The 25,662-nt window shown below is 43.0% G+C and carries 27 protein-coding genes; 13 read left to right on the top strand and 14 right to left on the bottom strand.

All coding sequences use genetic code 11. The features are described 5' to 3' along the window. Nucleotides 1-36: 36 nt before the first annotated feature. On the top strand, nt 37-510 hold the full coding sequence (locus Q9G97_RS01475) for a cytochrome c (protein WP_305899445.1): 474 nt from the start codon (nt 37-39) through the stop codon (nt 508-510). A gap of 85 nt (nt 511-595) precedes the next feature. On the opposite strand, the gene Q9G97_RS01470 is transcribed toward Q9G97_RS01475, so the two are convergent. From Q9G97_RS01470 to Q9G97_RS01460, 3 genes are all read right to left on the bottom strand, one after another. Continuing rightward, nucleotides 596-1,573, bottom strand: coding sequence for a mechanosensitive ion channel family protein (locus Q9G97_RS01470; RefSeq protein ID WP_305899444.1), 978 nt, complete (start codon nt 1,571-1,573; stop codon nt 596-598). Nucleotides 1,574-1,702: 129 nt separating this feature from the next. Beyond that, nucleotides 1,703-2,182, bottom strand: a complete 480-nt coding sequence (gloA, locus tag Q9G97_RS01465; RefSeq protein WP_371747917.1) for a lactoylglutathione lyase — start codon at nt 2,180-2,182, stop codon at nt 1,703-1,705. A 212-nt stretch (nt 2,183-2,394) separates the two neighbouring features. Continuing rightward, nucleotides 2,395-3,030 carry a carbonic anhydrase gene (locus tag Q9G97_RS01460; RefSeq protein ID WP_201571284.1) on the bottom strand — a complete coding sequence of 212 codons (636 nt, stop codon included), beginning with the start codon at nt 3,028-3,030 and terminating at the stop codon, nt 2,395-2,397. Nucleotides 3,031-3,407: 377 nt separating this feature from the next. On the opposite strand from Q9G97_RS01460, the gene potA reads away from it, so the two are divergent. From potA to Q9G97_RS01435, 5 genes are all read left to right on the top strand, one after another. Next, nucleotides 3,408-4,700 carry a spermidine/putrescine ABC transporter ATP-binding protein PotA gene (potA, locus tag Q9G97_RS01455; RefSeq protein ID WP_305899442.1) on the top strand — a complete coding sequence of 431 codons (1,293 nt, stop codon included), beginning with the start codon at nt 3,408-3,410 and terminating at the stop codon, nt 4,698-4,700. Continuing rightward, a complete protein-coding gene (gene potB / locus Q9G97_RS01450) occupies nt 4,700-5,587 on the top strand; it encodes a spermidine/putrescine ABC transporter permease PotB (RefSeq protein ID WP_305899441.1) in 888 nt (295 codons plus the stop codon). The genes potA and potB overlap by 1 nt, the downstream gene beginning before the upstream one ends. Further along, nucleotides 5,587-6,393, top strand: a complete 807-nt coding sequence (potC, locus tag Q9G97_RS01445; protein WP_305899440.1) for a spermidine/putrescine ABC transporter permease PotC — start codon at nt 5,587-5,589, stop codon at nt 6,391-6,393. Before potB ends, potC begins: the two co-directional genes overlap by 1 nt. A gap of 30 nt (nt 6,394-6,423) precedes the next feature. Next, nucleotides 6,424-7,314 carry a LysR family transcriptional regulator gene (locus tag Q9G97_RS01440; protein WP_305899439.1) on the top strand — a complete coding sequence of 297 codons (891 nt, stop codon included), beginning with the start codon at nt 6,424-6,426 and terminating at the stop codon, nt 7,312-7,314. Nucleotides 7,315-7,375: 61 nt separating this feature from the next. Beyond that, on the top strand, nt 7,376-8,509 hold the full coding sequence (locus Q9G97_RS01435) for a restriction endonuclease (RefSeq protein WP_305899438.1): 1,134 nt from the start codon (nt 7,376-7,378) through the stop codon (nt 8,507-8,509). Between the two features lie 352 nt (nt 8,510-8,861). On the opposite strand, the gene Q9G97_RS01430 is transcribed toward Q9G97_RS01435, so the two are convergent. From Q9G97_RS01430 to Q9G97_RS01415, 4 genes are all read right to left on the bottom strand, one after another. Beyond that, nucleotides 8,862-9,233 (bottom strand): CrcB family protein, encoded by a 372-nt coding sequence (locus Q9G97_RS01430; protein ID WP_305899437.1) that lies wholly within the window; start codon nt 9,231-9,233, stop codon nt 8,862-8,864. A 49-nt stretch (nt 9,234-9,282) separates the two neighbouring features. Beyond that, nucleotides 9,283-10,332: a tRNA (adenosine(37)-N6)-threonylcarbamoyltransferase complex transferase subunit TsaD gene (gene tsaD, locus Q9G97_RS01425; protein ID WP_305899436.1), complete on the bottom strand. Its 1,050-nt coding sequence runs from the start codon at nt 10,330-10,332 to the stop codon at nt 9,283-9,285. A 121-nt stretch (nt 10,333-10,453) separates the two neighbouring features. Further along, nucleotides 10,454-10,966 carry a cytochrome c5 family protein gene (locus Q9G97_RS01420; RefSeq protein WP_305899435.1) on the bottom strand — a complete coding sequence of 171 codons (513 nt, stop codon included), beginning with the start codon at nt 10,964-10,966 and terminating at the stop codon, nt 10,454-10,456. 50 nt (nt 10,967-11,016) lie between these two features. Further along, nucleotides 11,017-11,565 carry a cytochrome c5 family protein gene (locus Q9G97_RS01415; protein ID WP_305899434.1) on the bottom strand — a complete coding sequence of 183 codons (549 nt, stop codon included), beginning with the start codon at nt 11,563-11,565 and terminating at the stop codon, nt 11,017-11,019. Nucleotides 11,566-11,898: 333 nt separating this feature from the next. Here Q9G97_RS01415 and rpsU point away from each other — a divergent pair, with 333 nt between their 5' ends. Continuing rightward, a complete protein-coding gene (rpsU, locus tag Q9G97_RS01410) occupies nt 11,899-12,114 on the top strand; it encodes a 30S ribosomal protein S21 (protein ID WP_201571244.1) in 216 nt (71 codons plus the stop codon). A 177-nt stretch (nt 12,115-12,291) separates the two neighbouring features. Then, nucleotides 12,292-12,741 (top strand): GatB/YqeY domain-containing protein, encoded by a 450-nt coding sequence (locus Q9G97_RS01405; protein ID WP_305899433.1) that lies wholly within the window; start codon nt 12,292-12,294, stop codon nt 12,739-12,741. Nucleotides 12,742-12,779: 38 nt separating this feature from the next. Here the strand turns inward: Q9G97_RS01405 and Q9G97_RS01400 are convergent, their stop codons facing one another. Then, on the bottom strand, nt 12,780-14,378 hold the full coding sequence (locus tag Q9G97_RS01400; protein ID WP_305899432.1) for a M48 family metalloprotease: 1,599 nt from the start codon (nt 14,376-14,378) through the stop codon (nt 12,780-12,782). A gap of 401 nt (nt 14,379-14,779) precedes the next feature. On the opposite strand from Q9G97_RS01400, the gene Q9G97_RS01395 reads away from it, so the two are divergent. The 4 genes from Q9G97_RS01395 to thiS all read left to right on the top strand — a co-directional run bounded on the left by Q9G97_RS01395 (nt 14,780) and on the right by thiS (nt 17,267). After that, nucleotides 14,780-15,259, top strand: coding sequence for a sulfurtransferase TusA family protein (locus tag Q9G97_RS01395; protein WP_305899431.1), 480 nt, complete (start codon nt 14,780-14,782; stop codon nt 15,257-15,259). A gap of 456 nt (nt 15,260-15,715) precedes the next feature. Next, nucleotides 15,716-16,579 (top strand): RNA polymerase sigma factor RpoH, encoded by an 864-nt coding sequence (gene rpoH, locus Q9G97_RS01390; RefSeq protein ID WP_305900244.1) that lies wholly within the window; start codon nt 15,716-15,718, stop codon nt 16,577-16,579. A gap of 77 nt (nt 16,580-16,656) precedes the next feature. After that, nucleotides 16,657-17,031 carry a DUF423 domain-containing protein gene (locus tag Q9G97_RS01385; RefSeq protein ID WP_305899430.1) on the top strand — a complete coding sequence of 125 codons (375 nt, stop codon included), beginning with the start codon at nt 16,657-16,659 and terminating at the stop codon, nt 17,029-17,031. Between the two features lie 35 nt (nt 17,032-17,066). Next, on the top strand, nt 17,067-17,267 hold the full coding sequence (thiS, locus tag Q9G97_RS01380; protein ID WP_305899429.1) for a sulfur carrier protein ThiS: 201 nt from the start codon (nt 17,067-17,069) through the stop codon (nt 17,265-17,267). Nucleotides 17,268-17,574: 307 nt separating this feature from the next. Here thiS and hpf read toward each other — a convergent pair whose 3' ends face one another. Beyond that, nucleotides 17,575-17,955, bottom strand: a complete 381-nt coding sequence (hpf, locus tag Q9G97_RS01375) for a ribosome hibernation-promoting factor, HPF/YfiA family (RefSeq protein ID WP_305899428.1) — start codon at nt 17,953-17,955, stop codon at nt 17,575-17,577. Nucleotides 17,956-18,280: 325 nt separating this feature from the next. Continuing rightward, a complete protein-coding gene (locus Q9G97_RS01370; protein ID WP_305899427.1) occupies nt 18,281-20,014 on the bottom strand; it encodes an RNA polymerase sigma-54 factor in 1,734 nt (577 codons plus the stop codon). A gap of 240 nt (nt 20,015-20,254) precedes the next feature. On the opposite strand from Q9G97_RS01370, the gene Q9G97_RS01365 reads away from it, so the two are divergent. Next, nucleotides 20,255-21,142: a nitrilase-related carbon-nitrogen hydrolase gene (locus tag Q9G97_RS01365; protein WP_305899426.1), complete on the top strand. Its 888-nt coding sequence runs from the start codon at nt 20,255-20,257 to the stop codon at nt 21,140-21,142. A gap of 54 nt (nt 21,143-21,196) precedes the next feature. Here the strand turns inward: Q9G97_RS01365 and Q9G97_RS01360 are convergent, their stop codons facing one another. From Q9G97_RS01360 to Q9G97_RS01345, 4 genes are all read right to left on the bottom strand, one after another. Further along, a complete protein-coding gene (locus Q9G97_RS01360) occupies nt 21,197-22,168 on the bottom strand; it encodes a tyrosine recombinase XerC (RefSeq protein WP_201571219.1) in 972 nt (323 codons plus the stop codon). Nucleotides 22,169-22,217: 49 nt separating this feature from the next. Further along, complete coding sequence (gene dapF / locus Q9G97_RS01355) at nt 22,218-23,102, bottom strand: diaminopimelate epimerase (RefSeq protein WP_201571216.1); 885 nt, start codon at nt 23,100-23,102, stop codon at nt 22,218-22,220. 244 nt (nt 23,103-23,346) lie between these two features. Then, a complete protein-coding gene (gene lysA / locus Q9G97_RS01350) occupies nt 23,347-24,585 on the bottom strand; it encodes a diaminopimelate decarboxylase (protein ID WP_371747916.1) in 1,239 nt (412 codons plus the stop codon). 288 nt (nt 24,586-24,873) lie between these two features. After that, nucleotides 24,874-25,152 carry a lipoprotein gene (locus Q9G97_RS01345; protein WP_201571214.1) on the bottom strand — a complete coding sequence of 93 codons (279 nt, stop codon included), beginning with the start codon at nt 25,150-25,152 and terminating at the stop codon, nt 24,874-24,876. Nucleotides 25,153-25,662: the final 510 nt, after the last annotated feature.

Here is a 25,662-nt window from a genome sequence, read left to right as displayed (position 1 = left end):
TCTCTTTATTAATAGCCACATACGAGGATTTTTTATATGTCAAAGCTTTATAGCACTAAATCGTTAAAATCTATGGTTAGCATCACTTTGATGAGTGCAGCACTTGGTCTCACAGCTTGTAGTGGCTCTGTTGACCCAGATGTCAAAGCCCGTCAAGATATTATGAAAAACTACGGCGATACCATGAAGGTTGTCGGCGGTATGGTTAAAGAGCCTGATACGTTCGACGCTGATGTGGCGAAAGAGCAAGCTTCATTTTTGGCAGGAGCCTCTAAAGATCCTTGGGTACATTTTGAAAATCAAGAAGCAGTAGGCAATGCTACTGAAGCGGTTTGGAGCGATAAAGAAACTTTCCTTGCCGAATCAGAGAAATTTCAAAAAGTAACAGCAGAACTAAATACTGCGGCTCAAACGGCAACTAGTGTGGATGACATCAAGGCTGAATTTGGCGCGGTCGGTAAAAGCTGTAAGTCGTGCCATACTGATTTCCAAGTAGAAACAGACGATTAAGATTTTTTAAGTGCCTAAAAAAGCCGTTATATTTGAAATATAGCGGCTTTTTCGTTTTTAATATCTCTTATACTCTTAGGCTCAATTACTTAGTAATTAAACTTGGCGTCTCATCTTGTTCGGTGCTCGCCTGTTGTTGATCAGCCAGCTTCTTGACGATAGCCTTGACCGAAGGGTCGCTCAAATCTAGCGTACGTACTGGGAACGGCATATCGATGCTTGCTTTATCTAGCGCTCTTTTGACTTCAACGAGCACTTGATCGATAGATTTTACTTTATTGGCTTGAGTGCCATCATCTATGAACCAACGCACAACTAGATCAATGGTAGAGTCGCCTAGATTGACTGCGATGATTGTCGGTGAAGCATTCGTTGATACAGTATCAGATCTCTCTAATGCCTGCATAATCTCCGACTTGGCCTCATCAATATCATCAGCATAGCCAATACCTACTGCTAGTTGCAGACGGCGCTGCTTATAGGCTGTATTAACTGTCAATGCTGAAGTATATAGATCTGAGTTGGGAATAACGACTTGGCGACCGTCATAAGTTCTAATCACTGTTGCTCGTATCTTAATATCTTCAACGGTTCCCTCGTAATCACCTGAGACGATCTGATCACCAATACGAAACGGCTCTGAGAGCAACAGTAAAATACCCGATAATAAGTTCTGGAAAATATCTTTAAAAGCAAAACCAATGGCTACCGAACCTATGCCGAGCGCGCCGATGAGTTTGGCTGGGGTAAATCCTGGTATAGCGACGACCATCGCGATCATAAAACCAATAAAAAATATCAATGCACCGCCTACTCGCTGGAATACTTTGACTAAATTTTGATGGCTACTACGATTGCCTAATAACTTGCGCACTATCTTTTTAAATAATTTTGATAGCAACCAAAAGATAAGCATCACTATTATTGCGGCGACAAAATACGGAATACGCTCGACAAAACCAATCAATAGCTCATTGGCAGTATCAGCAATGGCTTTGTAGGTCAGCGCATCATCAGTGGCGGCAACAACTGTAGTATCAGTAACAGTATCGGAGGTAGGCATAAACGTAGTGTTCCTATCTTTTATAGTATTTTTATAATGTTTTGCTTGCAAGGTTTAGCTCACAGCACTAAACGATATCTTATTCAATCCTTAGGCTGTACAGGCACATAAAACCAACCTTTATAATATCTAACCCATCAGCCCTGCTTCAACAATCTCAATCCAATAGCCATCAACATCCTTAATAAAGGCGATGTTTTTCATGCTGCCATCCTCTGGACGCTTTTTGAACTCGACCTCATTAGCATCAAACCAGCTAACTGCGGCCTTTAGATCAGGCACACTAAAGCAGATATGACCGAAGCCTTGCGGCTCAGCGTTACCATCATGATAGCTAAAGTCGTCTTTAGTCTCAGTACCATAATTATGGGTCAGCTCCAGAATACCGCGCTGACGGAAAGTATAAATAGCCAAATCATCACCTGCGGGCAAGTTTTGACGCTCATCATCGGTAAGCTTCGCCAAAAAATACAAATCAAAGCCCATTTCAGGGAACTTTTTGATCGCCAATAAAGTCATGCCTAATACGCCTGTATAAAAGCTCAATGACTTAACAGGATCTTTGACTCGTAGCATCGTGTGGTTAAAAGTAAAGCCATTAGTCGCCATAGCGATAGGCTGGACGCCTTTTACTTGGATACTGCTATCAGGTTGAGCGCTAGTGTTATTTTGGCTATCTTGGGTGGTGGTAGAATCAGACATGACTATCCTTGTATTTTCTATGAGTTAAAAAAGCTATAGCATAAAACAGTACTGTCGTATTTGTTACCGCCTTGCTGTTCTATTTTTTAGCATATTTGTACTTACCTTTTAATAAAGTATCAGCTGTCTAAAAAACGCACTAAACCCGTTTCTAAGTCATACTCTGCACCAACGATGAGCAGCTGATTGCTATTGACCAAATCCTCTAGAGCGCGTGAGCCATGTTTGAGCTGGCTGACTGACATCATTACATTAGCGCGAATAGAGCGATCAAGGAGCTCATCAGCATCAGCGTCTTGACCATTAGCAGTGGCTAGCTCATGCAAGTTATAGACACTCGGACGAATGCGATCAACGATAGACTGTAGATTTGGTGAGTAGTTTTTCTCAGGATTAATGAGTGCGTCTACGCAAGCCGTGACAGCGCCACAATGAGAATGACCAAGGACGACCACAAGCTTAGTATCGAACTTTTCAGCGGCAAACTCGATAGAACCAATTTGCGATGGCGCGACTATGTTACCTGCTACGCGAATCACAAATAAATCACCTAGACCTTGATCAAAAACAATCTCTACAGGTACTCTTGCGTCCGAACAGCCCAAAATAATAGCTAACGGATCTTGATCTTTGACTAATTCTGGGCGGCGCTGCATCGAGGGATCGCTGGTCAAACTATCGACGTAACGTGCGTTACCTTGTTTGAGCAAAGCAAGCGCCTCTGCTCCTGTTTTTGGGCGGTTGGCATTCGGCATGAGTCATCCTTGGTTATAAATGGGGTTACTAGGACACGCCCTAGTCGTCTATAAAATTATTGTATAGCAAAATAATCATAAAAACTTTTCTAAAAAGCAATTTATTTTAAGCTTAACTTCATAAACGATTAGCGGTAAATGAGCAGAACAGTATTAATAAAATGAGTGGCACGCAACGAATAAGATCAACAAGACAAAGTCTAAATTCTTATTTCAAAGAAGTATAGCTTGCAATAAGTATAGCCTGCATAATCTGTCGCTAACTTACCGCAACTGGAGCAATAGGTTTGTTATAATACGCAGCAACTATAGCGAGCTTAGGCTTAGCCCCTTTACCATCACAGCGCCAATATTTTGGTCGTTTAGGAACCTCTATTATGACTGACTCCTCCTCACAGATACAAACGACTGACCTTGATGCGCTACTAAAAATAACAGGGCTAAAAAAAACCTACGATCAGACCGAAGTACTAACTGATATTAATTTAAATATTAAGCACGGCGAGTTTTTAACGCTTTTAGGGCCATCAGGCTGTGGCAAGACCACTTTACTACGCCTGATAGCAGGTTTTGAGCAGCCAAGTGCAGGTGCGATATACCTAGATGGTATACAGATGGCAGGATTATCAGCTGATAAGCGTCCCGTTAATACTGTGTTTCAGCAGTATGCGCTATTCCCGCACATGAGCGTCGCGCAAAACGTGGCTTATGGGCTTAAGCTGAAAAAAGTACCTAAAACTGAAATTCAGACGCGAGTGCGCGATATCTTAGCGATGGTACAGATGGAGCATCTAGCCAATCGTCGTCCACAAGACTTATCTGGTGGTCAGCAGCAGCGTGTGGCTATTGCCCGAGCCGTCATTAATCGTCCAAAACTACTGCTATTAGATGAGCCACTATCAGCACTTGATTATAAATTGCGCTTGCAGATGCAATCAGAGCTTAAGCGTCTGCAGCGTGAGCTTGGCATTACTTTTGTATTCGTCACTCACGATCAAGAAGAGGCGCTATCAATGTCAGATCGTATCGCGGTGATGAAAGATGGCAGATTCCAGCAGATTGGCACGCCTATTGAGATTTATGAAAATCCAGCCAATCTGTTTACCGCCAGCTTCATTGGTGAAACTAACTTATTCAAAGCTGAGGTAAAGGGCGTCTATCCCGAGCAGCCAGACCGTAATGGGCAAGTCACTAATGGTCGTATCGAAGTCGAAGTTTGCGAAGCACAATCACAGAATCAGGCACAAGCTGGCCCAACAACGTTGCGTAATCTGCGCCGTCCTAACTTTGCCAATGACGTAAAAGTCGGCGACATTGTCAATCTGTTATTACGCCCAGAAGATTTGCGTATCTATGAAGTCGATGATAGCGCTCATGCTGGACTGCTTGGCCGAGTCATTGAGAGTAACTATAAAGGCAGCACTCTAGACTCCATTATTGAGCTGGATAATGGTCATATCATTAAAGCTTCAGAATTCTTTGATGAGGATGATCCTAGCTTTGACTATAAAATACATGAGCCTGTTAAAGTCACTTGGGTCGACGGCTGGGAATGGGTATTGCCTGATGATGACTCTGTGGATACTGATGCTAATACTGAGAATAGTACTGAGACTGCGCAAACTAAAGTCTTTGACATATCTAATGCTACCCATAAAGGTATCCGTTGATGGCTGGCAAAAATACGACTCGTCTAAGTAATAAAAGCACCTTTCGTACTGCAACGCTTTGGCTGATTTGGGGCTGGCTGCTACTATTTGCGCTACTGCCGAATATATTAGTCATAGCCGTGAGCTTTTTGACTCGCGATACCAGCGACTTTATCAGCTTGCCCGCCACTATCGACAGTTATTTGCGTCTCGTTGATCCTTTATACTTTGAAGTATTTATGCATTCATTATGGATGGCAGGACTTACCACTGCTATTTGCTTATTGCTAGGCTACCCTTTTGCTTGGCTAGTCTCTAGAGCTCGCGCTCGTTGGCAACCGCTGCTCATGCTGTTACTGATCCTACCCTTTTGGACCAATTCTTTAGTACGGGTATATGCGCTCAAGCTATTACTAGCGACTAATGGCCTAATCAATAAAGCATTGCTAGCCATCGGTATTATCGATGCACCAATAGACATGTTATATACCCAAGGTGCGGTGATTATCGGTCTGACCTATTTGCTATTTCCCTTTATGGTATTACCCTTGTATGCAGTATTTACGGATCTGCGCGATGACATGTTGCTAGCCTCGCAGGACCTAGGGGCATCCAAGCCCCAGACCTTTTGGCACGTGGTCTTGCCACTGACCACTCCTGGTGTTATTTCAGGCGTGCTATTAGTACTACTGCCTGCGATGGGTATGTTCTATGTTGCTGATATCTTGGGTGGCTCGCGTAATTTACTAGTCGGTAATATTATTAAAAATCAATTCTTAGATGCACGCGATTGGCCATTTGGTGCTGCGGCTAGTGTTCTATTAACGCTTGCGATGGCAGTACTATTACTCGCCTATCGGGCTAGTAGCAAGCGTATTGGCAAAACCGACTTTAATGAGGTGGCCTAATGTTTAATTCTAGTCCTCCCTCTGTCAAAACAAAAAGCCAAGTCGGTAGCGTCGCTGCTAAAGGCTATTTAACCCTAATATATGCGCTACTCTATTTGCCTATTATCGTCTTAGTAGTGATGTCTTTTAATGCCTCAAAGACGGGCTATAACTGGGGCGGCTTTAGTCTCAAATGGTACGAGTCACTATTTAATAACCAAGCGATGCTCGATGCCTTTTGGCATTCGATAGTCTTAGGGTTAGTCGCGGCTACAGTCTCAACGGTGATAGGCGTGCTAACCGCTATGGCGCTGCATCGCTATAACTTTCGCGGTAAAGGCTTATTGAACGGGTTGCTATTTGTGCTAATGATGTCACCTGAGATTGTCCTTGCGATATCGCTACTGGCGCTATTTTTATTAATTGGTCTACAGTTGGGTTTTGTATCTTTATTATTAGCACATATTACTTTTTGCTTACCTTTTGTGGTGATTACTGTATTTGCACGCTTGAGCAGCTTAGATGAGAGCTTGATGGAAGCGGCGCGAGATTTGGGTGCTTCTGAGTCAACGATGATACGTACGGTGCTGATTCCAGTAATACTACCCGCAGTAATGGCAGGATGGCTGCTCGCATTTACCCTATCGCTTGATGATGTGGTGGTATCGACCTTTGTTACCGGGCCGAGCTATGAGATTTTGCCCTTGCGGATTTACTCGATGGTACGCGTAGGTCTTAAACCTGAGGTCAATGCTATTGGTACGTTATTGTTAGCTGCCTCTCTAGTATTAGTGATGATCTCGCAGCTGTTATTACGTCGTCGTTAAATTTTTAGAAAACAAAATTTAGGTCACCTTATGTTAGAGCTTCGTCATCTTAATACCTTAACTGCGCTACGAGCGCATGGCTCACTGGCGGCTGCCGCTGATGAATTACACGTTACTGCCTCTGCGGTCTCACACCAGCTCAAAGAGCTAGAAAATTACTACGATATCAGTCTGGTCAATCGTCGTACTCGCCCGCTCACCTTCACTCCTGCTGGTAAAACGGTACTAGCGCTAGCTGACAGTATTATGCCACAAGTCACACGTACTAAAGCCAATCTTAAGCGCTTAGCCCATGGTCAAGCAGGCAGGTTACGCCTAGCTTCTGAATGTCATAGCTGCTTTGATTGGCTGATGCCGATACTCAATCATTATCGCCGTGAGTGGTCGGATGTCGAGCTGGACTTTGCGACAGGGTTTGAGCCTGAGCCGCATCATTTATTACTAGAAGGTGATATTGATTTATTGATTACTACTAGTAATCTACCAATAGAAGGTCTGAGCTATCAGCCATTGTTTGAGTACGAGAGTCGTTTAGTGCTATCGCCATTACACGATTTGGCAGAGCAAGATGTTATTCAACCTGAAGATTTAACCGAGCAGACGCTGATTGCTTATCCTGTAGAAGCCAAACGTTTAGATATTATCGCTAAATTTATGACCCCAGCTGAGGTAAGTTTTAAAAATATTCGTACCACGGAGCTGACCGCGATGCTGATTCAATTAGTCGCTAGCGAGCGCGGAGTGGCGGCATTACCCGATTGGGTAGTAGCGGAATATGAGAAAAAGGGCTGGGTAGTATCAAGGCGATTAGGGAAAGGTGTGCATTGTCAGCTCTATGCGGCGACTCGTACTTCAAGCCAAGAGACGGCTTATATGCAGGGCTTTGCTGGTTTGTTAGAAGGGATTGTTAAGCCGTTGTGAGGCTTTCATAAAAGTACATGATCTTTGATGAAATAAATTAACCAAAAAATAAGCGTATATTATGGACGAAGCAATAAAACTCCCAAGCTTTGGTAAGATCTTAAATGAATCTATTCAACTTATGAAGTCTAATCTAGCAGTCAAAAAACCTATAACTCAATCAGCTTTTCATAAGCATATAAATAGCAGACTCTCAATCACTAAGGAACAGAAAATCCTAAAGTTTTTAAGCACCGCAGATATTGAACTTGCAAATGAAGATGAGGACGAAGATGTATCATCGACTTGCTGCTATGATGAGGTTGTGAGCCTAGTCATTCTTATTTTAGATGCTATTGGTTTGATAGAAAATAGTTTCTTTAACTTAGTATCAAACTATGATAATAAGACTTTAGATTTTTTGAATATTAATGAGACCATTACACCCGAAGTTTTTGACAAGATAGATATAGATAACAGATGTTGTCTATGGCTTATCACTTCTGAAATGAACGACTACACTCAAATGGAATTCGATAAAGGATGTCTTGGTAACACAACAAGAGTCAGAAGTAGTTTGTTTAAACAATATGAAAGGTTGAACAAAGCAGCTTATGGCGAAGATTTAGATCCTCTGCTAACTCATCTCATTAATAAGTGTAAAGGTGTTTTGAGCCTAATGCTCGGTAGCAATGCTAAAATATCTGCGGAAGAAAATACAAGTGTTTCGAGGACTGATATTCTTAGTAAGATAAACAACTTAACTCCTCTAGAGTTTGAAAAGTTCTCATTATCGCTTTTATCCAACGTACTTGAAAAAGATAATGTTAGAGCAATCGTTTCATCCAAACATACAGGCAAAACGGCAGATGGAGGAGTGGACGGTATAGTGAAAGTTAAGACTAAACTAAAAGGCACTCAAGAATATTGTATTCAGTGTAAGCACTACTCCAAAAGTATAGGCGTACAAACGTTACGCGAATTTTTGGGAACTTTACTACACTTTAGAAACTATCACCAAGGTTACTTTATTACTAATTCCAGCTTTTCTCCAAAAGGATTAGAGTTTGCATCAGACAAGGCTAATATCGTCCTTCTAGGAGGCGAGGATTTAATTGACTTAATGATTGAGTATGAGATTGGAGTAAAAAAAGAAGAGTCAGCTAAGATATTTAAGTTAGACGAAGTTTATTTCAGAGATTTGTTAATAAATTAATGCTGAACGTTGTATTTTTGTTGTTTGGAACAACCCAAATTTGTAACAGAAATGTAGTGAGAGAATATATTCTTTAACAACCTGAAGGATATATTTATGCAAGATATACAAATTACAGTACAAACAGTACTTTTTATAAGTAGTCTCTTCGTACTTTTCGATATTTTATTTCGGTGGTTATGGATAATTTATAATCTTTTTCGTTAAGGTGTTTATCTGTTTAAATCTTATAGTGGATATCTAAAGTAACTGCTCAAATAGGTTGCTTAAACAATAAGTAGATTATTTAAAATAGACCGTTATAGTGAAGATGCTTATAACGGTCTATTAAACAACTAATATCCATCAAAACCTACAAAACCAACCTAAACAAATAAAACCCTACAGCCGTCGCCAATAAAGTCAGCCCCACATGCAACCCGACCAAGCCTAGCCCTGCCAATACTCTACCAGCGCTAATAAAAGTAAACACCTCAGCGCTAAAGGTGCTAAAAGTCGTCAAGCCGCCCAAGAATCCTGTAATAACAAACAATCTGATATTGGGCGATAAGTCGCTACCTACGCGCTCGAACCAAACTAGCGCTAACCCTATCAGTAGACCACCCAAGACATTTGCGCCAAGGGTGCCAAGCGGTATCCAGTGATGCAGCGGATTAAAGCGCGCTAAATAGCCGCGCAAACACGCGCCTAATGCTGCACCTAAACCAATGGCAAGCCACTGCATAAGGGTATCCTTTTATTTATTAGAACAAATTTTAGTATTAAAAATTAGCTTAAAGCATTGGCAACAATGCTGGTAGTTCGGTCATCGGCCAACGCGGTACACAGGTGACTGCAAGATCATCAGACTGCCCTGCTTGCAAACGCTGGTAGCCAGCATAAGCAATCATCGCGCCATTATCAGTGCAGAGCGCGGGCGGTGCGTAATGAACCGTTGCATTCACCTTTGCCAGCTCAATCTCTAACGTCTCGCGCAAATGGGTATTCGCACTGACGCCGCCTGCAATAACCAGTCTATTCATATCGACTTGCTTAAGCGCTTTGATAGATTTTTTGACTAAAGTATCGACCATCGCCTGTTGAAAGCTGGCGGCAATATCAGCACGTACTTGCGGATCGCTTTCAGAACCATTTGTATCTTTAATTAAATTATGCACCGCTGTTTTCATACCACTAAAGGAGAAGTCCAATCCGCGATGCAGCATCGGACGCGGTAGCGCATAAGCATCTACCTTACCCGTCTGGGCGAGCTTAGCAATGTTTGGACCACCTGGATATTCTAAGCCTAGCATTTTTGCGGCTTTATCAAAACACTCGCCTGCCGCGTCATCTATCGACTCGCCTAGTATCTCGTACTGACCGATACCTTTTGCGGCTATAAGCTGAGTATGGCCACCCGATACCAGTAGCGATACAAAGGGAAAATCAGGCGAGTTAGCACTCATCAGAGGCGCGAGCAAATGCCCTTCCATATGGTGAATACCGATAGCAGGAATATCTAATCCATAGGCAAGGCTGCGACCAAATAGCGCACCCGTCATTAGCGCTCCAATTAGCCCTGGGCCTTTGGTATAAGCGATTGCATCGATGTCATCTTTGGTGATATCACACTGTTCTAATAGCTCATTGAGCAGAGGTACTAATTTGCGGATATGGTCACGACTGGCCAGCTCTGGCACTACGCCACCATACAGAGCGTGCAGCTCAATTTGCGAATATAACACTTGTCCAAGTAAACCCTGATTGTCAGTATCTATTAACTCACTATCAAAAACGGCCAACCCTGTCTCATCACAAGAGGTTTCAAGTCCTAATACTTTCATGCTCATGCCTTTATTTGTTATCAGTACTCATCAAGAGAGCGACCAATTTTTAACTCAAAAAAACCGCCATTGCGATTGACAATGACGGTTAGTTTGATAAATTTCAATAGCTAAAACTTATCTAGCTAACGGCTGCCAACATATAATCTACTGAGGCTTTGACTTGTGCTTCAGTAATCCCGTTCACAGCCTGCGCAGGCATTTTATTAAACCCTTGCGCTGAGTGCATATACAGCGTCTCTTTGCCTTTAGCGATACGTGGTATCCATGCTTGTTTATCACCGAGTTTTGGCGCATTTAATAGACCATTGGTATGACAAACCTTACAATTTGACTCATAAAGCTTAGCACCAGCATCAGCATCAGCAGCTAATATCTCAGGCTCAGCGCTAATGTTAGTGTCTGCCTCTATAATAGCAACCTCATCGGCTGGTGCCTCGATCACAGCGACCTCTTCAACAGGCTTTACAGCCTCAGGCTCACCGACATCGACTACTTCAACCTCAGGCTCACTAACGGGCGTGTCATCAACTGCAGTATTATCACTACAAGCGCTAATCATTAATAGCGCACTAAGACCAAATGCTAGCTTTGCCATTGATGATTTACTTATTAAGATTCGCATAGCGTTCATAGTCAATACCCCTACTCACTCTAAATATTCGCTCTAACATTTGCAACCGTTTAGCTAGCCGCTGCAATCATGTACTCAACCGCTTGACGGATCTGATCTTCTGTCACGCCGTTATAAGCCTGAGCTGGCATTTGATTAAAGCCGTTCGCTGAATGCGATGCTAAAGTCTCTACACCTTTTTCAATACGCGGTGCCCAAGCAGCTGCATCACCATATTTTGGCGCATTGAGCAGACCACTAGCATGACAAGCCATGCATTGCTTATTATAAAGCTCGGCACCTACATTGACCGCTAGATCTTCGGCTGCAGCAGGAGCATCTGTAGCTGGCGCTTCTGCACCATCTGCTACCACTTCCATATCTGTAGCCGTAACTTCAGGCATCGGTGCAGCAACTACCTCTGGAAACTCCATATCTTCAGCTTCTGGTGCTAGCTGACGGGCAATATCAGCCGCTTGATCAACGCGATCAACCGCTAAAATCTCTTCGTGCTCGCTGCTACAACTCGTCACACTCACGCCCAAGGTCAGCACTACTGTCGCTAATAGTGCTGCGCTCAATGACTTGTTTGACCCTAATTTTGATCCTACTTTGCTCATTCCAACATCCTCAATAAAATTGACGTAAAAGCATAGAATTGGCTACCGTCAGATTGAGATTATAATAGCATAAATTGCTAATAAATCGTTATAGGTAGTAAGGATTTTGTACTAAAAAGATGCTGATATAGATTAAAGACTTTGACTTTGTTGCATTTTTTAAGTAGAATAACTGCCCTTGTGCCCGGCTATGGTCTGTGCATAAGATTTTGTAAAAAGTTATGTCAAAATTATCCTAGTTTGAGCTGATGTCGGCAATCTTGAGATATTGCGGCTAAATACTAATATACAGCCAAACTAATGCCTTTAATCTCATCCCTATAAGGAGTCTTCATGCCTGCAGTTAAGGTCAAAGAAAACGAACCTGTTGATATCGCTATCCGTCGCTTCAAGCGTGCTTGCGAAAAAGCTGGTGTATTATCAGATGTACGTAAGCGTGAGTTTTATGAAAAACCTACACAAGAGCGTAAGCGCAAAAAAGCAGCTGCTGTGAAGCGTTATAAGAAAAAAACCCAACGTGATACTGTCCGTACTACGCGTATGTACTAATTATTATTTATCGAGAGTGCCAACTGGGTCTCTCTTAAATAACTAGCTACAAGCGTTATACTAATACCACTGCTATCTATAGATAACAGTGGTATTTTTTATGCTACAATTTTTGTTAATAGCGGTTTTATTTTGCTTTATAAATTAAATTTTACCTACTAAGGAATAATAATAGCTATGAGTCCACTTCAACAACATATAGCCGATACGATCATTACTTCTATGAAAGCGCGTGAGATTGAACGAGTCAAAGTCATGCGCAATGTACAAGCCGTCATCAAGCAAATAGAGGTCGATCGTCGGATTGAGCTTGACGATGCAGATGTACTAGATGTCCTGCAAAAGCAGCTCAAACAGCGCCAAGAGTCATTGGCTATCTTTACTGAAAATGACCGTGACGATTTAGCAGCCAAAGAGCAGTTCGAGATTAATATTATCAATGAATTTATGCCCAAACAAATGGATGATAGCGAGATTGCAGCATTAGTGAATACTGAGATTGCAGCGCAAGGAGCAACGTCGATGCGCGATATGGGCGCGGTGATGGGTAGCCTAAAAAAGAAAACAGCAGGTCGTGCAGATCCCGCCCTCATCTCAAAGCTGGTTAAAGAAGCATTACAGGGTTAAACGCCTAAAAATTTTATTGTCGCTCATTAAAGTACCGCTTAAGGCTTGTAGTCTTTAGCGGTTTTTACGTTTTTGACCTCTTGAGCGATATTGGCTAATAGTGGCCTAGCACTACTGGCTTGCGCGCTTGCCTGCATTTGCTCAGCCAATTGCTGCGCTTGGGTCAATGAGGTCAACGCGCTATCGTAACGGGCATTCCATAGCTGATCATGACTGCGATAGCGTAGCGCATTGATCGTTGCAATCTTAGCCAATTGTGGTGAAGTCGTCGTCTTAGCGATCTTCTCGTTCGCTAATTGCAACAGTTGCCAAGCATAGCGGTCGCTTGGCTGCTGCTGGGTTAATGGCTTTAATAGCGTTTGTGCTTGGGTAGGATTATCACTATTAGTAAGCGCCTCTGCTAAATAAAGACGTAAATCTCGACGTTCAGGATATAGACGCTGCTGAGCTGCTAACATTTGCGCCGCTTGCGTCCATTTATTTTGCTCAGTTAATATCTGGCTTTGAGTAATAGACAATAGTGGCTCTAGCGCTTGGCGCTGCACTGCAGGCAAAGCGTCTAGGATTTTGTATAGTTGCTCCGCTTCAATAAATCGCTGCTGCTCACCGTACCAGCTCAATAGCGCCAGCTTTGCGCCAGCGCTGTTATTAGCAGCGCTCATAAGCGCTGTTGGCGTTACCTGTTTACCAGTAATTTGCACCCGCCAGTAGAGCAAATCAAACAGCGCTTGATGACGCTGCTGCTGGCTCAGCGACAGTGAAGGATAACTTTGCGCACGGCTCTGTGATTCACTCAAACGCTCATTGCTGAGTGGATGTGAGCGGATAAAACTAGGCAAAAACTGATTGGCGCTTTGATTGAGCTGACGCTGTTGATCCATAGTGGCAAAGAAGCTCACCATGGCACGCGGATTATAGCCCGCCTGATTCATAATCTGCATCCCTACCCGGTCAGCCTCGCGCTCATTACTACGGCTAAAAGCCATGCCGCTATTCATTGCAGCGGTCTGAGAGCCCATCATTACTGCCGCGCCTGCATCACCATCGACTGCTGAAGCAGCAATCGCCGCCAGCATACCGCCGATTTGTAGTAGCAACGCCTTCTTGCGCTCATCAGCACTATGTTCATAGTGGCGCTGACTGATATGAGCGACTTCATGCGCGACGACACTTGCTAACTCATCCATACTTTTGGCAGCCGTAATCGTGCCCGTATTGATACCGATTAAGCCACCTGGCGCAGCAAAAGCATTAATACTAGGATTATCGATGATGACCACTGCCAATGGCGCTTGTTGGCGCGCCTGCGCATTGAGTCTCCATGTCATCTCCTTGATGGTTTCTTGCACCCAAGGGTCATGCTCCATTTTTGCTTGACCATTAATCCTTTGTAGCGACCACTCTCCAGCGAGCTTATTTTGGTGCTGCTCTGCAAAGCTTAAACTATCTCCACGTAGATTGGGCAGTGCCAAGGCCTCTGCCTGTCTATCTTGAATAGGGTATTGCCAAGGGCTATATTCTGAATCTAACCCATTAGAATTTACAGATAGACTTGTAGATTGATTCGCACTCATTACAGGCGTAGATGCAGCATAGCTACTAGCTACAAAACTATTAGCTACAAAAATAGTAGACACAGGACTGCTTATCATTATTAGTAATAGCAGCTTAGCTTTGGACTTATGGATAGGCAACATAATAGTTTGATACCTTTTTTTGATGTCGTTTTGACTATAAGAGCTTAGCACGAGCAAATCAATGCTAATCTATTGTCTGCTACCAATATCTAAGCGCTGTGATACCTTTGCGCAACACAGCTATATCCAACACTGAGATATCCGATAACGTTACATCAAATAGCCATATAAGTTAAGCTATTGATAATTCCAATCATCGTGTTTATTACCAGTGGTCTAAACAGTAACTTTTGCTTATAACTAGTTTGTTATAATAGAGTGCTCATCATATTTAATTGTAAAGACCTTCTTTAAAAGTATAAGTAGAAGTACAAAATTCAAAAGTACTAAAGGCTTTGTTTATGTCCACTGATAATAATACTCACCCAGCTGCGCCTTATCAGCTAAATCTTGCTCAGGATCTAACAGCCACTGAGCAAGAGATCATTATCACTCATCTACAATTATTGCCAAGCGATTACATTAAAAAGGTTCAAAAGCTAGACTCAAGTGCAATACCTTTGACAGATAGCGGTGTGATTATAAAGCAAGTAGTGGATGGACGCGGTTTGGCTTGTCCTATGCCGCTACTAAAAACGAAAGTGGCGCTACGTAATGTTGCAATTAATGAGGCACTGTATATCATCGCAACGGATCCTAATTCGCAAGCAGACATTGTCGCCTTCTGTCAGCAAAACTGGCAAACTAAGGACAGCAGTTGCTTGCAATTACTAGTAAATCATAGCACTACTAAAACTAACCAGCCGTCTACTGATGCGTCCGACACTGCAAGTTTCGATACAATATTTCACTTCATCATTACCAAAACTGATAGCAACTAAGACGGGCTATCCTTTACAATTAACATAACTCATAATATAACTAAAAGTTAAGTGTTTATTGCGCTAACTAATCTTCTATTAATCAAGGTCAAGAATATGGCTACTGAATCGGTGACGACCCCTAACAACGATGACCCTAAGACCAGTGCTGTGAAAAACACCAAAGCTGTAAAGAATACAACAGCAAAGAGCACGTCTGCGTCTAGCAAAAAAATTAAAAGTGTCGCAGCAAAGTCGGCTGAACCTAAGAATAAACAGAGCAAATCTGCCGTAGTTAAGCAGGTGCAAGAAGAGAATACTGCGAAAGATAAAACTATCAGTAGCGATAAAACGGACAGTAAGCTTAGTCCTGAAAAAAATGCAGCACGTGAGGCTGCTCTAAAGGCAGCAGCAGAGCGCCCTCCTTATGATGCGAGCGCGCTAGAAGAGACGAGTACGCGTGACTTAGTACCTGCTATGCCGACGCATCTGTCAGCACCTGGCGTAAATCTTGGTGCTTATATTAATACCGTGCATCAGATTCCTATTTTGACTACCACGCAAGAGCAGGAGCTGGCGCATCGCTATTATGATGAAGGCGATGTTGAGGCGGCGCGACTACTGGTGATGTCGCATCTGCGTTTTGTCATCCATATCGCGCGCAGTTATTCAGGCTATGGTTTACCGCAAGCCGATCTTATTCAAGAGGGTAACTTAGGTCTAATGAAAGCGGTGAAACGCTTCGACCCTAATAAAGGCGTACGCTTAGTCTCTTTTGCAGTGCACTGGATTAAGGCTGAGATTCATGAATTTGTGATTCGTAACTGGCGTATTGTCAAAGTAGCAACCACCAAAGCGCATCGTAAATTATTCTTTAATCTACGCAGTCTGAAAAAGACGAATAATCAGCTTACTTTAGAAGAGGCTGATGCTATCGCTAGTGATCTCAACGTCACCCGCAAGCAAGTGCTAGAGATGGAGTCGCGTTTGACCTCTTATGATGCCTCCTTTGAGACTCAGTCGAGCGATGATGATGATGGACGTTATGCGCCGCAACTGTTCTTAGAGGATGGTATTGATCCTGCTGAGATGCTTGAGGAAGCCGACTGGGAAGAGAATAACTCATCCGCGCTGATAGCGGCTATGGATACTTTGGATGATCGCTCGCGAGATATCGTTGAGCAGCGCTGGCTGACTGAGCAAAAATCTACGCTACATGAGCTGGCAGCAGTTTACTCCATCTCAGCAGAACGGGTCAGGCAAATCGAAAAAAATGCTATGGATAAAATCCGTAATGCGATGACTATTGATAGTGTGATTTTGCCAGATGATATTCAGTAGTCTTGTGAGTAGTAGGGTTAGCGAATTAGACAATAGCAAAGCTCAATAAAGGCTGTAAACAGTTGCAAGGGTAGTACATGGTGAATTGGATAGGTATCGGCGCTATTAATATGGCTATTGCTGTAGGTCTTGGCGCTTTTGGTGCACATGGTCTAAAGAATATCGCCAGTGCTGAGCAGTTAGCGTGGTGGCATACCGCTACTTTATACTTATTGGTTCATGCTATCGGCCTGTTGATCGTCGGCTTATTAATTCGCCTAAATTATGCTACTCAGACCAGCGCTTGGCTATTACAGATTGGAATCATTATATTTGCAGGTAGTTTATATTCGATGGCGTTAGGCGCTCCGCGTTGGTTTGGTGCTATCACTCCTATCGGCGGTGTGCTTATGATTGCAGGGTGGCTGTGGTTAGCAGTGACTGCATTGCGCTTAGGAAATAGCACTCTATAGCATTTGATAGCATCTAATATTAGAGGAATAAACTTATGAGTATTATCACCGTCAATGGTAAGACATTACAGACCACACATCAAACGCTACAGCTAGTAGTTAATGAGCTGGGACTAAGTGTTGGGCGCTATGCAGTCGAAGTCGATGGTGAGCTCATTCCCAAAAGTGAGCTGGGACTAATGCGTGTCGTAGACGGAATGACTATCGAAGTGGTGCAAGCCGTTGGTGGTGGCTGATTTATTTTTATTGATACTGTTTTAATAAAATTATTTTCATTCAAAAATAGATATAAAAAAACCTCAGCGCTTCAAGCGTTTGAGGTTTTTTAAAACATAATTATCATTAAATCTGAAAAAGAAAACATTGAAATCAGGCAGAGAGATTGACCGAATAAGCATAACTATAATTATGTTTTAGTATTATAATTATCACTAATTATAACCAATACCGCATCGGTCAAAGACACGACTACTGTACATCTTCTCTCTACCTACTTATCAATCTACCTCTATTTATCCAATGATCTTAGTATCTGTCGATCTATTAAATCGCAGAGGCCACATCAGCGACATCATTATCTATATAACGCCCATCACGTCCTGCTCCTTGAGTCTTTTTACTCTCTTGACGCGTCTTATATTTACGGACTTGTCTCTCAAGCTTATCGGACATATCATTGATAGCTTTATACATATCATCATCGAACGCTTGTACAAACATCTCTTTGCCTGAGACGCGCATTATAGCTTCAGCCTTGTTACTTTTTTGACCGCCATCACTAGCGCCACTGTTATCCAAAGATAAAATAACTTGGATACTCTGAATTTGATCAAAATGACGCTCGATTTTTTCTAATTTTTCGCTTACCGCTGCATTCATCGCGTCGGTTACGGTGATATGATGACCACTGATCGAAACATTCATATTGTTATCCTTATATTTATAGCTAAAACTATAGAAAATAAAGCCAACTAGCTGTATTTTCTTACCTTATCGAGAGTATTAAACGCTATTAAAAACCGTTGATTTATCCTTAAAATCTTCAGAAATTAACGTTCTTTATTACTGGGTTTTTACTCCCGATGTAGTTCTAATTTGTCATGAAAGCTGTAGAGTAGCAAGCCGCATTATTGTAATTAAATGTATCTAAGGCTGGGGTTTTCTACAGACTTATATATAATCAAAAAATTTTGTTTTTAATTATCAAACATATATCACTGATTAAACCGTTTGGTATTAGATTATCAGCCTAATACTTTTGTTTACGATAGGTCGATGAGCCGATATTCAAAGCTTCACGATATTTGGCAACGGTGCGACGAGCGATATCGATACCTTCTTCTTGCAAAGCACTTTGTAATCGACTGTCTGAGAGCGGTTTTTTAGGATTTTCATCAGCGATAAGCTGTTTGATCATCTCACTGATAGCCGTTGAGGAAATATCACCATCACTACTACTTACGTGCGATGAAAAAAAGTATTTTAATGAAAATAGTCCTTGAGGCGTCAAAATAGATTTGCTGGTCGTCAAACGTGAAATAGTAGATTCGTGAAGCTCTACCTCTTCAGCGATATCTTTAAGGATTAAGGGCTGCATAGCACGCGCACCATACAATAAAAAATCTTGCTGGCGACGAATAATGCTAGTACATACTTTTAGTAAATTTTGATTACGCTCTTCAATACTGCGTATAAAAAGCCGCGCATCAAGCAGATTATCTCGTAGATACTGGTTGTCAGGACTATCATCGCCGCGCTTAACTAAACTGGCATACTCTTTATTAACTTGTAGTTTGGGCAAAGTATCAGGATTCAATCTTACATCCCAACTATCGGGTGTGCCTGAGCTGTCTTTATTATTGGTGTTATTGGTGTTATTGGTGTTATTGGCTTTTTTGGATGATTTGATAGTGCTACTACCCCGTAGCGGAGTCACTAATACATCGGGTATATCGTAGCTCTCGGCAGGCTGCATATAATCAGGCTGACTACTCTGAAAAGATAATCCAGGAGCAGGGTTTAGGGTACGCAGTAATGTTAATGCAGGATTGATTTGCTCTGTAGCTAAGCCCGTCAGGTCAGTGAGCTTTTTGATATTATTACTCACTAGATGCTCGCTGGCACTCAATAAGGCATGAGCCTCTGCCAGATGGTCAGTGCTCGAATCGAGCTTATCTAATTGTATAGCTAGACACTCGCTCAAACTCCGTGCGCCAACGCCTAGCGGATCGCAGGACTGAATGATACGTAGAACAGCAGCTATCTCATCATATTCTATTTGAGTGTCCCACTGATAGAAGCTGGCCATCGTATCGAGACTTTGCAAAAGCTCGCCGATATCGAGTCGAATAAAACCCATATCATCCATCGACTCAACCAAATAATTGGCAATCAAAACATCGGTCTCTGATAACCGCTTGAAGTTCAATTGCCAGCGTATATAGTCTTGAATAGTGGCACTGGTGCTGCCTTGATAGCTGTCCAATTCGTCCAATCCAGCGCTGCTACTCGTTGAGCCTGAACCGCCAGCTGAGGCATAGTTGCCACTATCAAAACTGCTATACTCAAAGCTGTCGCTACTATAATCATCACTGCTATCCATAGCCTCATTATCTAGACTACTTTGCTGTAATTTATCTAAGCTGTCTGAATAGTTATCATCGTTGCTACTATTAGAGTCGGACTCATTACCAAACTCACTATCAGCATTTGACTTAAGCTCTTTTTGGTTGGCTGCACTGGCCTCATTCCACATCTCAAGCGTCATCGGCTCATTTGGCTCGTGGTTTAGCTCATCGGCATGATCGTAATCAAGCTCTTCTTCCTCTATTCGCTCTAATAAGGGGTTGGCATCGAGTTTAGCTTGGACCTCTTGCGCCAGCTCAAGACTAGATAGCTGCAATAGCTTGATAGCTTGCTGCATCTGTGGGGTCAGCTTTTGTGAGGTGCTAAGACTAGCTGCCAAGCCAAACGACATACTCATAGGCAGTTTATTGCACTCCGATATTTATGATGCATAAAATTGATGATATTTGGACTAACCAAATGACAGCCCAAATAACAGATTTAGCCAAATAGTAGCCGTAGTATTTTTCACAGCTCTGATACTATGCTAATTTATTCTCAATAGATCAGCTTTATTTTCGTTAAAAAATGAACCGTTAGCTTTAATCTTATTAAAAACCGTATGTGCCATATTAACAAATATACTCGAGAAAATACTATGAATAATAAATCACTTATCGTGGCGGCTGTGCAAATGAATAGCCAGCAAGATATTGCCACCAATCTAATAACCATCAAAGCCGCTATTAGCGAGGCCAGTATGCAAGGTGCTCAGCTAGTAGTGTTGCCAGAGAACTGCTGTAGCATGGGTCAGCAGTTTGCGACCGCTCAGCGCTTTGACGAGCTATCAGCGACAATTGCCTCTTATGCTACTGAATACCAAACTCACGTGTTGGCAGGCTCGCTACCTTGTCTATATCGTCCAAATGGGGTCATCGTGCCTGATGGGCGTATGCGTCAAGTCAGCCAGCTATTTAGTCCTGATGGTCATCAAGTGGCGCGTTACGATAAGATTCATCTGTTCACTGCGACTGTCGCTGATAAGCAAGGCAGCTATGATGAAGCGTTGACCTTTGAGCCTGGCGAGCAAACAGTGGTGGCTCCTATTGAGGTTGAGAATGGCGTTTATCAATTGGGTATGATGGTGTGTTTTGATCTGCGTTTTCCAGCATTAGCGCAACGCTTGCGCCAAGCGGGTGCTGAGATACTTAGTGCGCCTGCTGCTTTTACCTTTATGACGGGGCAAGCGCATTGGTCGCTACTATTACAGGCACGCGCTTTAGACAGTCAATGTATGGTCATAGGTGCGGCGCAAGGCGGCGATCATCATTATAAGAACGGCAGTATCCGTCAAACATGGGGGCATGCCGCGATTACCGCTTTTGATGGGACCATCATTGATAGCTATGACGCTAGTGCGCTTACTAAGAGAACTGAAAATAAAGACGATGCACCCTATGCGCTAGTATTTGGCTCTTTAGATATAGCGGTGCAACAACAAGGACGACAACGTATGCCTATCTTTGGTTGCCATCGCTTGGCATAGCTTGTCACAATTTGGCATAGTTTAAATCATCCAAAATCAAGTGACCAAAAATATCTATTCTATATCGCTTGTACTATGAGTTGCGCGCGGATGAGCGCGATCATAAACTTGGGTCAGCTTAGCAAAATCAACATGGGTATAGATTTGGGTGGTGCTAATATCGCTATGCCCCAGCATCTCTTGCACTGCCCGCAGATCACCACTGCCTGAGAGCATGTGCGAGGCAAAGCAATGACGCAATAGATGCGGGTACATATTTTGCGCAATACCTGCACGCGTAGCAGCAACTTTTAGTCGTTGTTGTACGGCTCGACTGGACAGCCGAGTACCGAGCTTTTCGCTAATAAATAACGCGCTGTCCTGTTGCTCCACCCATAGATTACGGTGTGGGAGATAGCGTTTGATAGCGGTAGCGGCCTTATTGCCAAGCGGCACTATACGAGTCTTATTGCCTTTACCTGTAACCCGCAGGCGCAAATCGGCTAAATCTATATCCGTCATATCCAGCGCTACTAATTCACCGACCCGTAAACCACTGCTATAGAGTACTTCAAACATAGCTTTATCACGCAGCCACAGCCTCGCCTGCTCTGGTGTCTCAGGTACAGGCTGATCTAGCAGTTGACTTAGTAGATCGATATCCGCGATTGACGGTAGCGGTCTTGGACTGCGTTTGAGCTGATAGCCCGTCGTCGGATTGATACGCGCCAGTCCCTCTTCAATCAACCAGCCATAAAAATGGCGAATAGCCGATAGCTCTTGCTGCACACTCGCCAGCGCCAGCTTATCCTCGTCAATACGCTGACTAATATGCTGCGCTAATTGACGTTTGTCACAGCGCGTCCACGTCAGTTGCTTACCACGCAAAAACAACGCTAGCTGCCTGACCCCAGCAAAATAAGCGCTCAAAGTATGCTTAGAGTGGTTGCGCACGGCTAAAATATCGAGCCAGCGCTGCACAGGTGTTAGCAGCTCAACAAGCGCTGAATCTGTTTCTATAGCTTTAAGCGAGTTAGCAATAGTCATGCATTGTCCTCTTCTGCAACCCTAAAAGAGCGCTACTACTTCATTTAGCTTACGATGGGTTAGGCTCGATTCCTGCTTGTGCCATCAGTCCATCAGGACTAAACACCCCTTCATAAACAAAAGCCGTCGGCCCTGTCATCATCACCGAATAGCCTGGCTGCCAGCGTACTACCATACTGCCGCCATACAGCTGAGCACGGATATCCTCGCCCTCATCTAGCCAGCCCTCTCTTATGCCCACTGCTACCGCCGCACAAGCCCCTGTGCCGCAGGCTTGCGTCTCACCGACCCCGCGCTCATAAACTCGCAGTCGAATATGACGCTGGTTCATGACTTGTACAAAGCCGACATTGACGTTATTGGGAAAGGCCGAATGCGCTTCAATCGCTTTGCCCAGCTTGGCAACATCTGCTTCTAAGATGTCATCAACTTTGATCACGGCATGGGGATTGCCCATATTCGCCACATAGAGCTGTACTGGTGTACCAGCGACATTAAGATGATACGCATTTTGGATCTTGGTCGTGGCTTTGGGCGTGAACGGAATCTCATTGGGCTCAAACTTTGGCTTACCCATATCTACTTCAACCCAGCCATAACGGTCAGTAGTCAAAGTAATGACCCCACTGGCAGTCTCAACTTTTAGACGCTGTTTAAAGGACAGTTTGCGCGCTTGTACGAAGCGGGCAAAACAACGTGCGCCATTACCGCACTGTTCAACCTCTGCGCCATCGGTGTTAAAAATACGATAGCTAAAATCAACATCTGGACGCATCGGTGGCTCGACCACCAGCAGCTGATCAAAGCCAATTCCCAGATGACGATCACCCAATAACTGCACCAACTCCGCGCTCAAATCCAAACGCTGAGTGACTAAGTCGATAACCATAAAGTCATTACCTAGACCGTGCATCTTAGTAAATTCTATTAACATATACCTATGTCCTATTTTGTTTTTATATGTGGGTTATAGTAGCACGGCTTATAGTAGGATAATGGTTACAGATGATCATAACCTATTAATTTTTGCTAATAACAAACGGTGAGTAACGCTGATAAAAGTTGACAGTAATTGATACAAAACGCTTAAAACTTAGGTAATAAAAAACCCATTGTTGCAGTAACAATGGGTTCTAGTTGTAGCTATATTTACATCGAAATCAAATAAATACTATTTATTATCCCTTATTACCCCAAGGCATCTCATTAGCATATAGCGCCTCGACGGTTTCGCGTTTGCGTACGAGCTGATGCTTAGTGCCTGCAACCATGACCTCGCAGGCGCGCGGGCGGGTATTATAATTGCTACTCATCACCATGCCATAAGCACCAGCGCCAGTGATGGCTAATAAATCATTTGCCGCTAAGCTCAGCAGGCGCTCTTTTGCCAAAAAGTCGCCCGTCTCACAGATAGCGCCAACGATATCCCATGATGGCATATCATGTACACTTACGCTATCAGGTAACGCACTAGGAATGACTGCCATTTCAGCTTGATACAGTGCAGGACGAATCAAATCGTTCATCGCAGCATCAACGATAGCAAAATTCTTATGCTCAGTCGGCTTGAGTATATCGACACGTGTGAGCAAGATACCTGCATTGGCAACCATACTACGACCCGGTTCAAAGAATACTTTGAGATTAAGCTGGGTAAGCTTGGGCAATAGCGCCCCTGCAAAGTCAGCTATAGTGACAGGTGACTCATCGATGTAACGTACACCCAAACCACCGCCCAAATCAACATGAGCAAGCTCAATTCCTAGTTCAGCTAACTTGTGGATCAGCTCAATCAACTTGTCTAAAGCAGCAATAAACGGCTCCACTTCAGTCAGCTGTGAGCCGATATGACAGTCAATACCGACGATATCGATATGTGACATCGTTGCGGCTTGGCTGTAGACAGCAACCGCTTTGTCATGAGCGATGCCGAACTTATTATCTTTAAGACCTGTGGAGATATACGGATGCGTGTTGGCATCGACATCAGGATTGACCCTTAATGATATCGGTGCAAATTTGCCCAGTTGCTCAGCTACTTCATTGATTAATATCAGCTCATTGACAGACTCAACGTTAAAACAGTTGATACCTTGGTTAAGAGCAAATTCGATATCATCACGCGTTTTACCAACGCCTGAGAATACAACTTTTGCAGCCGCGCCGCCTGCCGCTAATACCCGCATTAGCTCGCCACGAGAGACGATATCAAAGCCTGCGCCTGCCTCTGCCAGTACACTTAATACCGCAAGATTAGAGTTGGCCTTTACCGCATAACAAATCTGATGATCGATAGTAGCAAAGCTATCACTATAGTCCTGATAAACATTTAATATGGCTTGTTTAGAGTAGACGTAGCATGGCGTTGCATATTGCTCAGCTAGCTCGCTAACGCTTACGTCTTCTATATATAGCATATGATTGCGGTAGCTCAGTGCTGGCAAATGGTCAGTTAGCACTATGGGGTCAATATATAACCCTTGCTCGGTTTGGATAGTTACACTTGCAGTGTGAGTCGCGTTCATTGGCGACGTAAGATTACTCATAGTGATATCTCTAATCTTTTTAAATTATCAAGGTGAAGTATTGGGATTATAGGGCGTGTCCTCATTTTGAAAATGATGATAAAAATGAGATAGATTTTTGCCAACAGCTATTATCTAAAACTTACCCTACAAACATTAGTACTATAAGATTATTAGTTATTAATAATCATTAGGGTCATCACTGACTTCAGGAAATATCTGCTGCTGCTCTAGGTAGCGCTCTTGTTTGTAATCGCTGTCATCAAGATCAGCAAAAGCGGCATCCTGCGGATTGCTAGTGCTTGCCAAGTCATCAGAGCTAGTGGTCACTGTTTGAGTGGCTGGATCCACTAAATATAATTCGTTTTTTTGACCACAACCTGTCATAGCTAATGTCGCTAAAGAGATCGCCACTAGGGCACATTTTGCAGATAAGAAAGAATGATTAACGCTTAACATAGTAGGCATATCCTAGTGAGGCAACTATAAATCCCAAAGCCGTTCAATGGTATAAAAGCTTAATTGAGCCTGGGGCGTGTCCCTAATCTGAGCGTCTGAAACTAGATGGGCTAAAAAAGGCTAAATTCTGGCAGGGCGGTGTCAAATAGCTCATCAATATCCCGATATTAATAACACTATTATCCTATCCCTGCTGCAATTTATCTCATTTTTATCGCCATCTTCAAATTGAGTACACGCCCTACGTCTGCTTGATCATTAGCGAGCAAGATAGAGTCATTTGCTAGCGGCCAATAATAGCATTAATTGATAAGTCTTTGCAGATTCAAGGTGTATTTGCGCAAAATTATAAGCTGATATGAGCCTTTTTTTAACACTATTTTTAATGTTGAAATTCGACGGTGTCACTTTTTGATAAATAATATAGCTTATCTAGACAAACTTACTTACAATTTGAGTTAACGCTTGTACTGCTATGCTAGCTATGCTGTTAGTTAAGAAATGAGCTTA

Origin of the sequence: Psychrobacter sp. M13 (assembly GCF_030718935.1) — a bacterium.
Lineage (GTDB): Bacteria > Pseudomonadota > Gammaproteobacteria > Pseudomonadales > Moraxellaceae > Psychrobacter > Psychrobacter immobilis_G.
Note: the sequence above shows the minus strand (reverse complement) of the source record. Positions and strands in the feature narration are given on the sequence as shown.

Excerpts from the sequence above, each read along its gene's own strand:
- Q9G97_RS01475 (WP_305899445.1), top strand. The coding sequence starts at position 37 with ATGTCAAAGCTTTATAGCACTAAATCGTTAAAATCTATGGTTAGCATC.
- Q9G97_RS01470 (WP_305899444.1), bottom strand. The coding sequence starts at position 1,573 with ATGCCTACCTCCGATACTGTTACTGATACTACAGTTGTTGCCGCCACT.
- gloA (WP_371747917.1), bottom strand. The coding sequence starts at position 2,182 with ATGGCGACTAATGGCTTTACTTTTAACCACACGATGCTACGAGTCAAA.
- Q9G97_RS01460 (WP_201571284.1), bottom strand. The coding sequence starts at position 3,030 with ATGCCGAATGCCAACCGCCCAAAAACAGGAGCAGAGGCGCTTGCTTTG.
- potA (WP_305899442.1), top strand. The coding sequence starts at position 3,408 with ATGACTGACTCCTCCTCACAGATACAAACGACTGACCTTGATGCGCTA.
- potB (WP_305899441.1), top strand. The coding sequence starts at position 4,700 with ATGGCTGGCAAAAATACGACTCGTCTAAGTAATAAAAGCACCTTTCGT.
- potC (WP_305899440.1), top strand. The coding sequence starts at position 5,587 with ATGTTTAATTCTAGTCCTCCCTCTGTCAAAACAAAAAGCCAAGTCGGT.
- Q9G97_RS01440 (WP_305899439.1), top strand. The coding sequence starts at position 6,424 with ATGTTAGAGCTTCGTCATCTTAATACCTTAACTGCGCTACGAGCGCAT.
- Q9G97_RS01435 (WP_305899438.1), top strand. The coding sequence starts at position 7,376 with ATGGACGAAGCAATAAAACTCCCAAGCTTTGGTAAGATCTTAAATGAA.
- Q9G97_RS01430 (WP_305899437.1), bottom strand. The coding sequence starts at position 9,233 with ATGCAGTGGCTTGCCATTGGTTTAGGTGCAGCATTAGGCGCGTGTTTG.
- tsaD (WP_305899436.1), bottom strand. The coding sequence starts at position 10,332 with ATGAAAGTATTAGGACTTGAAACCTCTTGTGATGAGACAGGGTTGGCC.
- Q9G97_RS01420 (WP_305899435.1), bottom strand. The coding sequence starts at position 10,966 with ATGAACGCTATGCGAATCTTAATAAGTAAATCATCAATGGCAAAGCTA.
- Q9G97_RS01415 (WP_305899434.1), bottom strand. The coding sequence starts at position 11,565 with ATGAGCAAAGTAGGATCAAAATTAGGGTCAAACAAGTCATTGAGCGCA.
- rpsU (WP_201571244.1), top strand. The coding sequence starts at position 11,899 with ATGCCTGCAGTTAAGGTCAAAGAAAACGAACCTGTTGATATCGCTATC.
- Q9G97_RS01405 (WP_305899433.1), top strand. The coding sequence starts at position 12,292 with ATGAGTCCACTTCAACAACATATAGCCGATACGATCATTACTTCTATG.
- Q9G97_RS01395 (WP_305899431.1), top strand. The coding sequence starts at position 14,780 with ATGTCCACTGATAATAATACTCACCCAGCTGCGCCTTATCAGCTAAAT.
- rpoH (WP_305900244.1), top strand. The coding sequence starts at position 15,716 with ATGCCGACGCATCTGTCAGCACCTGGCGTAAATCTTGGTGCTTATATT.
- Q9G97_RS01385 (WP_305899430.1), top strand. The coding sequence starts at position 16,657 with ATGGTGAATTGGATAGGTATCGGCGCTATTAATATGGCTATTGCTGTA.
- thiS (WP_305899429.1), top strand. The coding sequence starts at position 17,067 with ATGAGTATTATCACCGTCAATGGTAAGACATTACAGACCACACATCAA.
- hpf (WP_305899428.1), bottom strand. The coding sequence starts at position 17,955 with ATGAATGTTTCGATCAGTGGTCATCATATCACCGTAACCGACGCGATG.
- Q9G97_RS01370 (WP_305899427.1), bottom strand. The coding sequence starts at position 20,014 with ATGAGTATGTCGTTTGGCTTGGCAGCTAGTCTTAGCACCTCACAAAAG.
- Q9G97_RS01365 (WP_305899426.1), top strand. The coding sequence starts at position 20,255 with ATGAATAATAAATCACTTATCGTGGCGGCTGTGCAAATGAATAGCCAG.
- Q9G97_RS01360 (WP_201571219.1), bottom strand. The coding sequence starts at position 22,168 with ATGACTATTGCTAACTCGCTTAAAGCTATAGAAACAGATTCAGCGCTT.
- dapF (WP_201571216.1), bottom strand. The coding sequence starts at position 23,102 with ATGTTAATAGAATTTACTAAGATGCACGGTCTAGGTAATGACTTTATG.
- lysA (WP_371747916.1), bottom strand. The coding sequence starts at position 24,585 with ATGCTATATATAGAAGACGTAAGCGTTAGCGAGCTAGCTGAGCAATAT.
- Q9G97_RS01345 (WP_201571214.1), bottom strand. The coding sequence starts at position 25,152 with ATGTTAAGCGTTAATCATTCTTTCTTATCTGCAAAATGTGCCCTAGTG.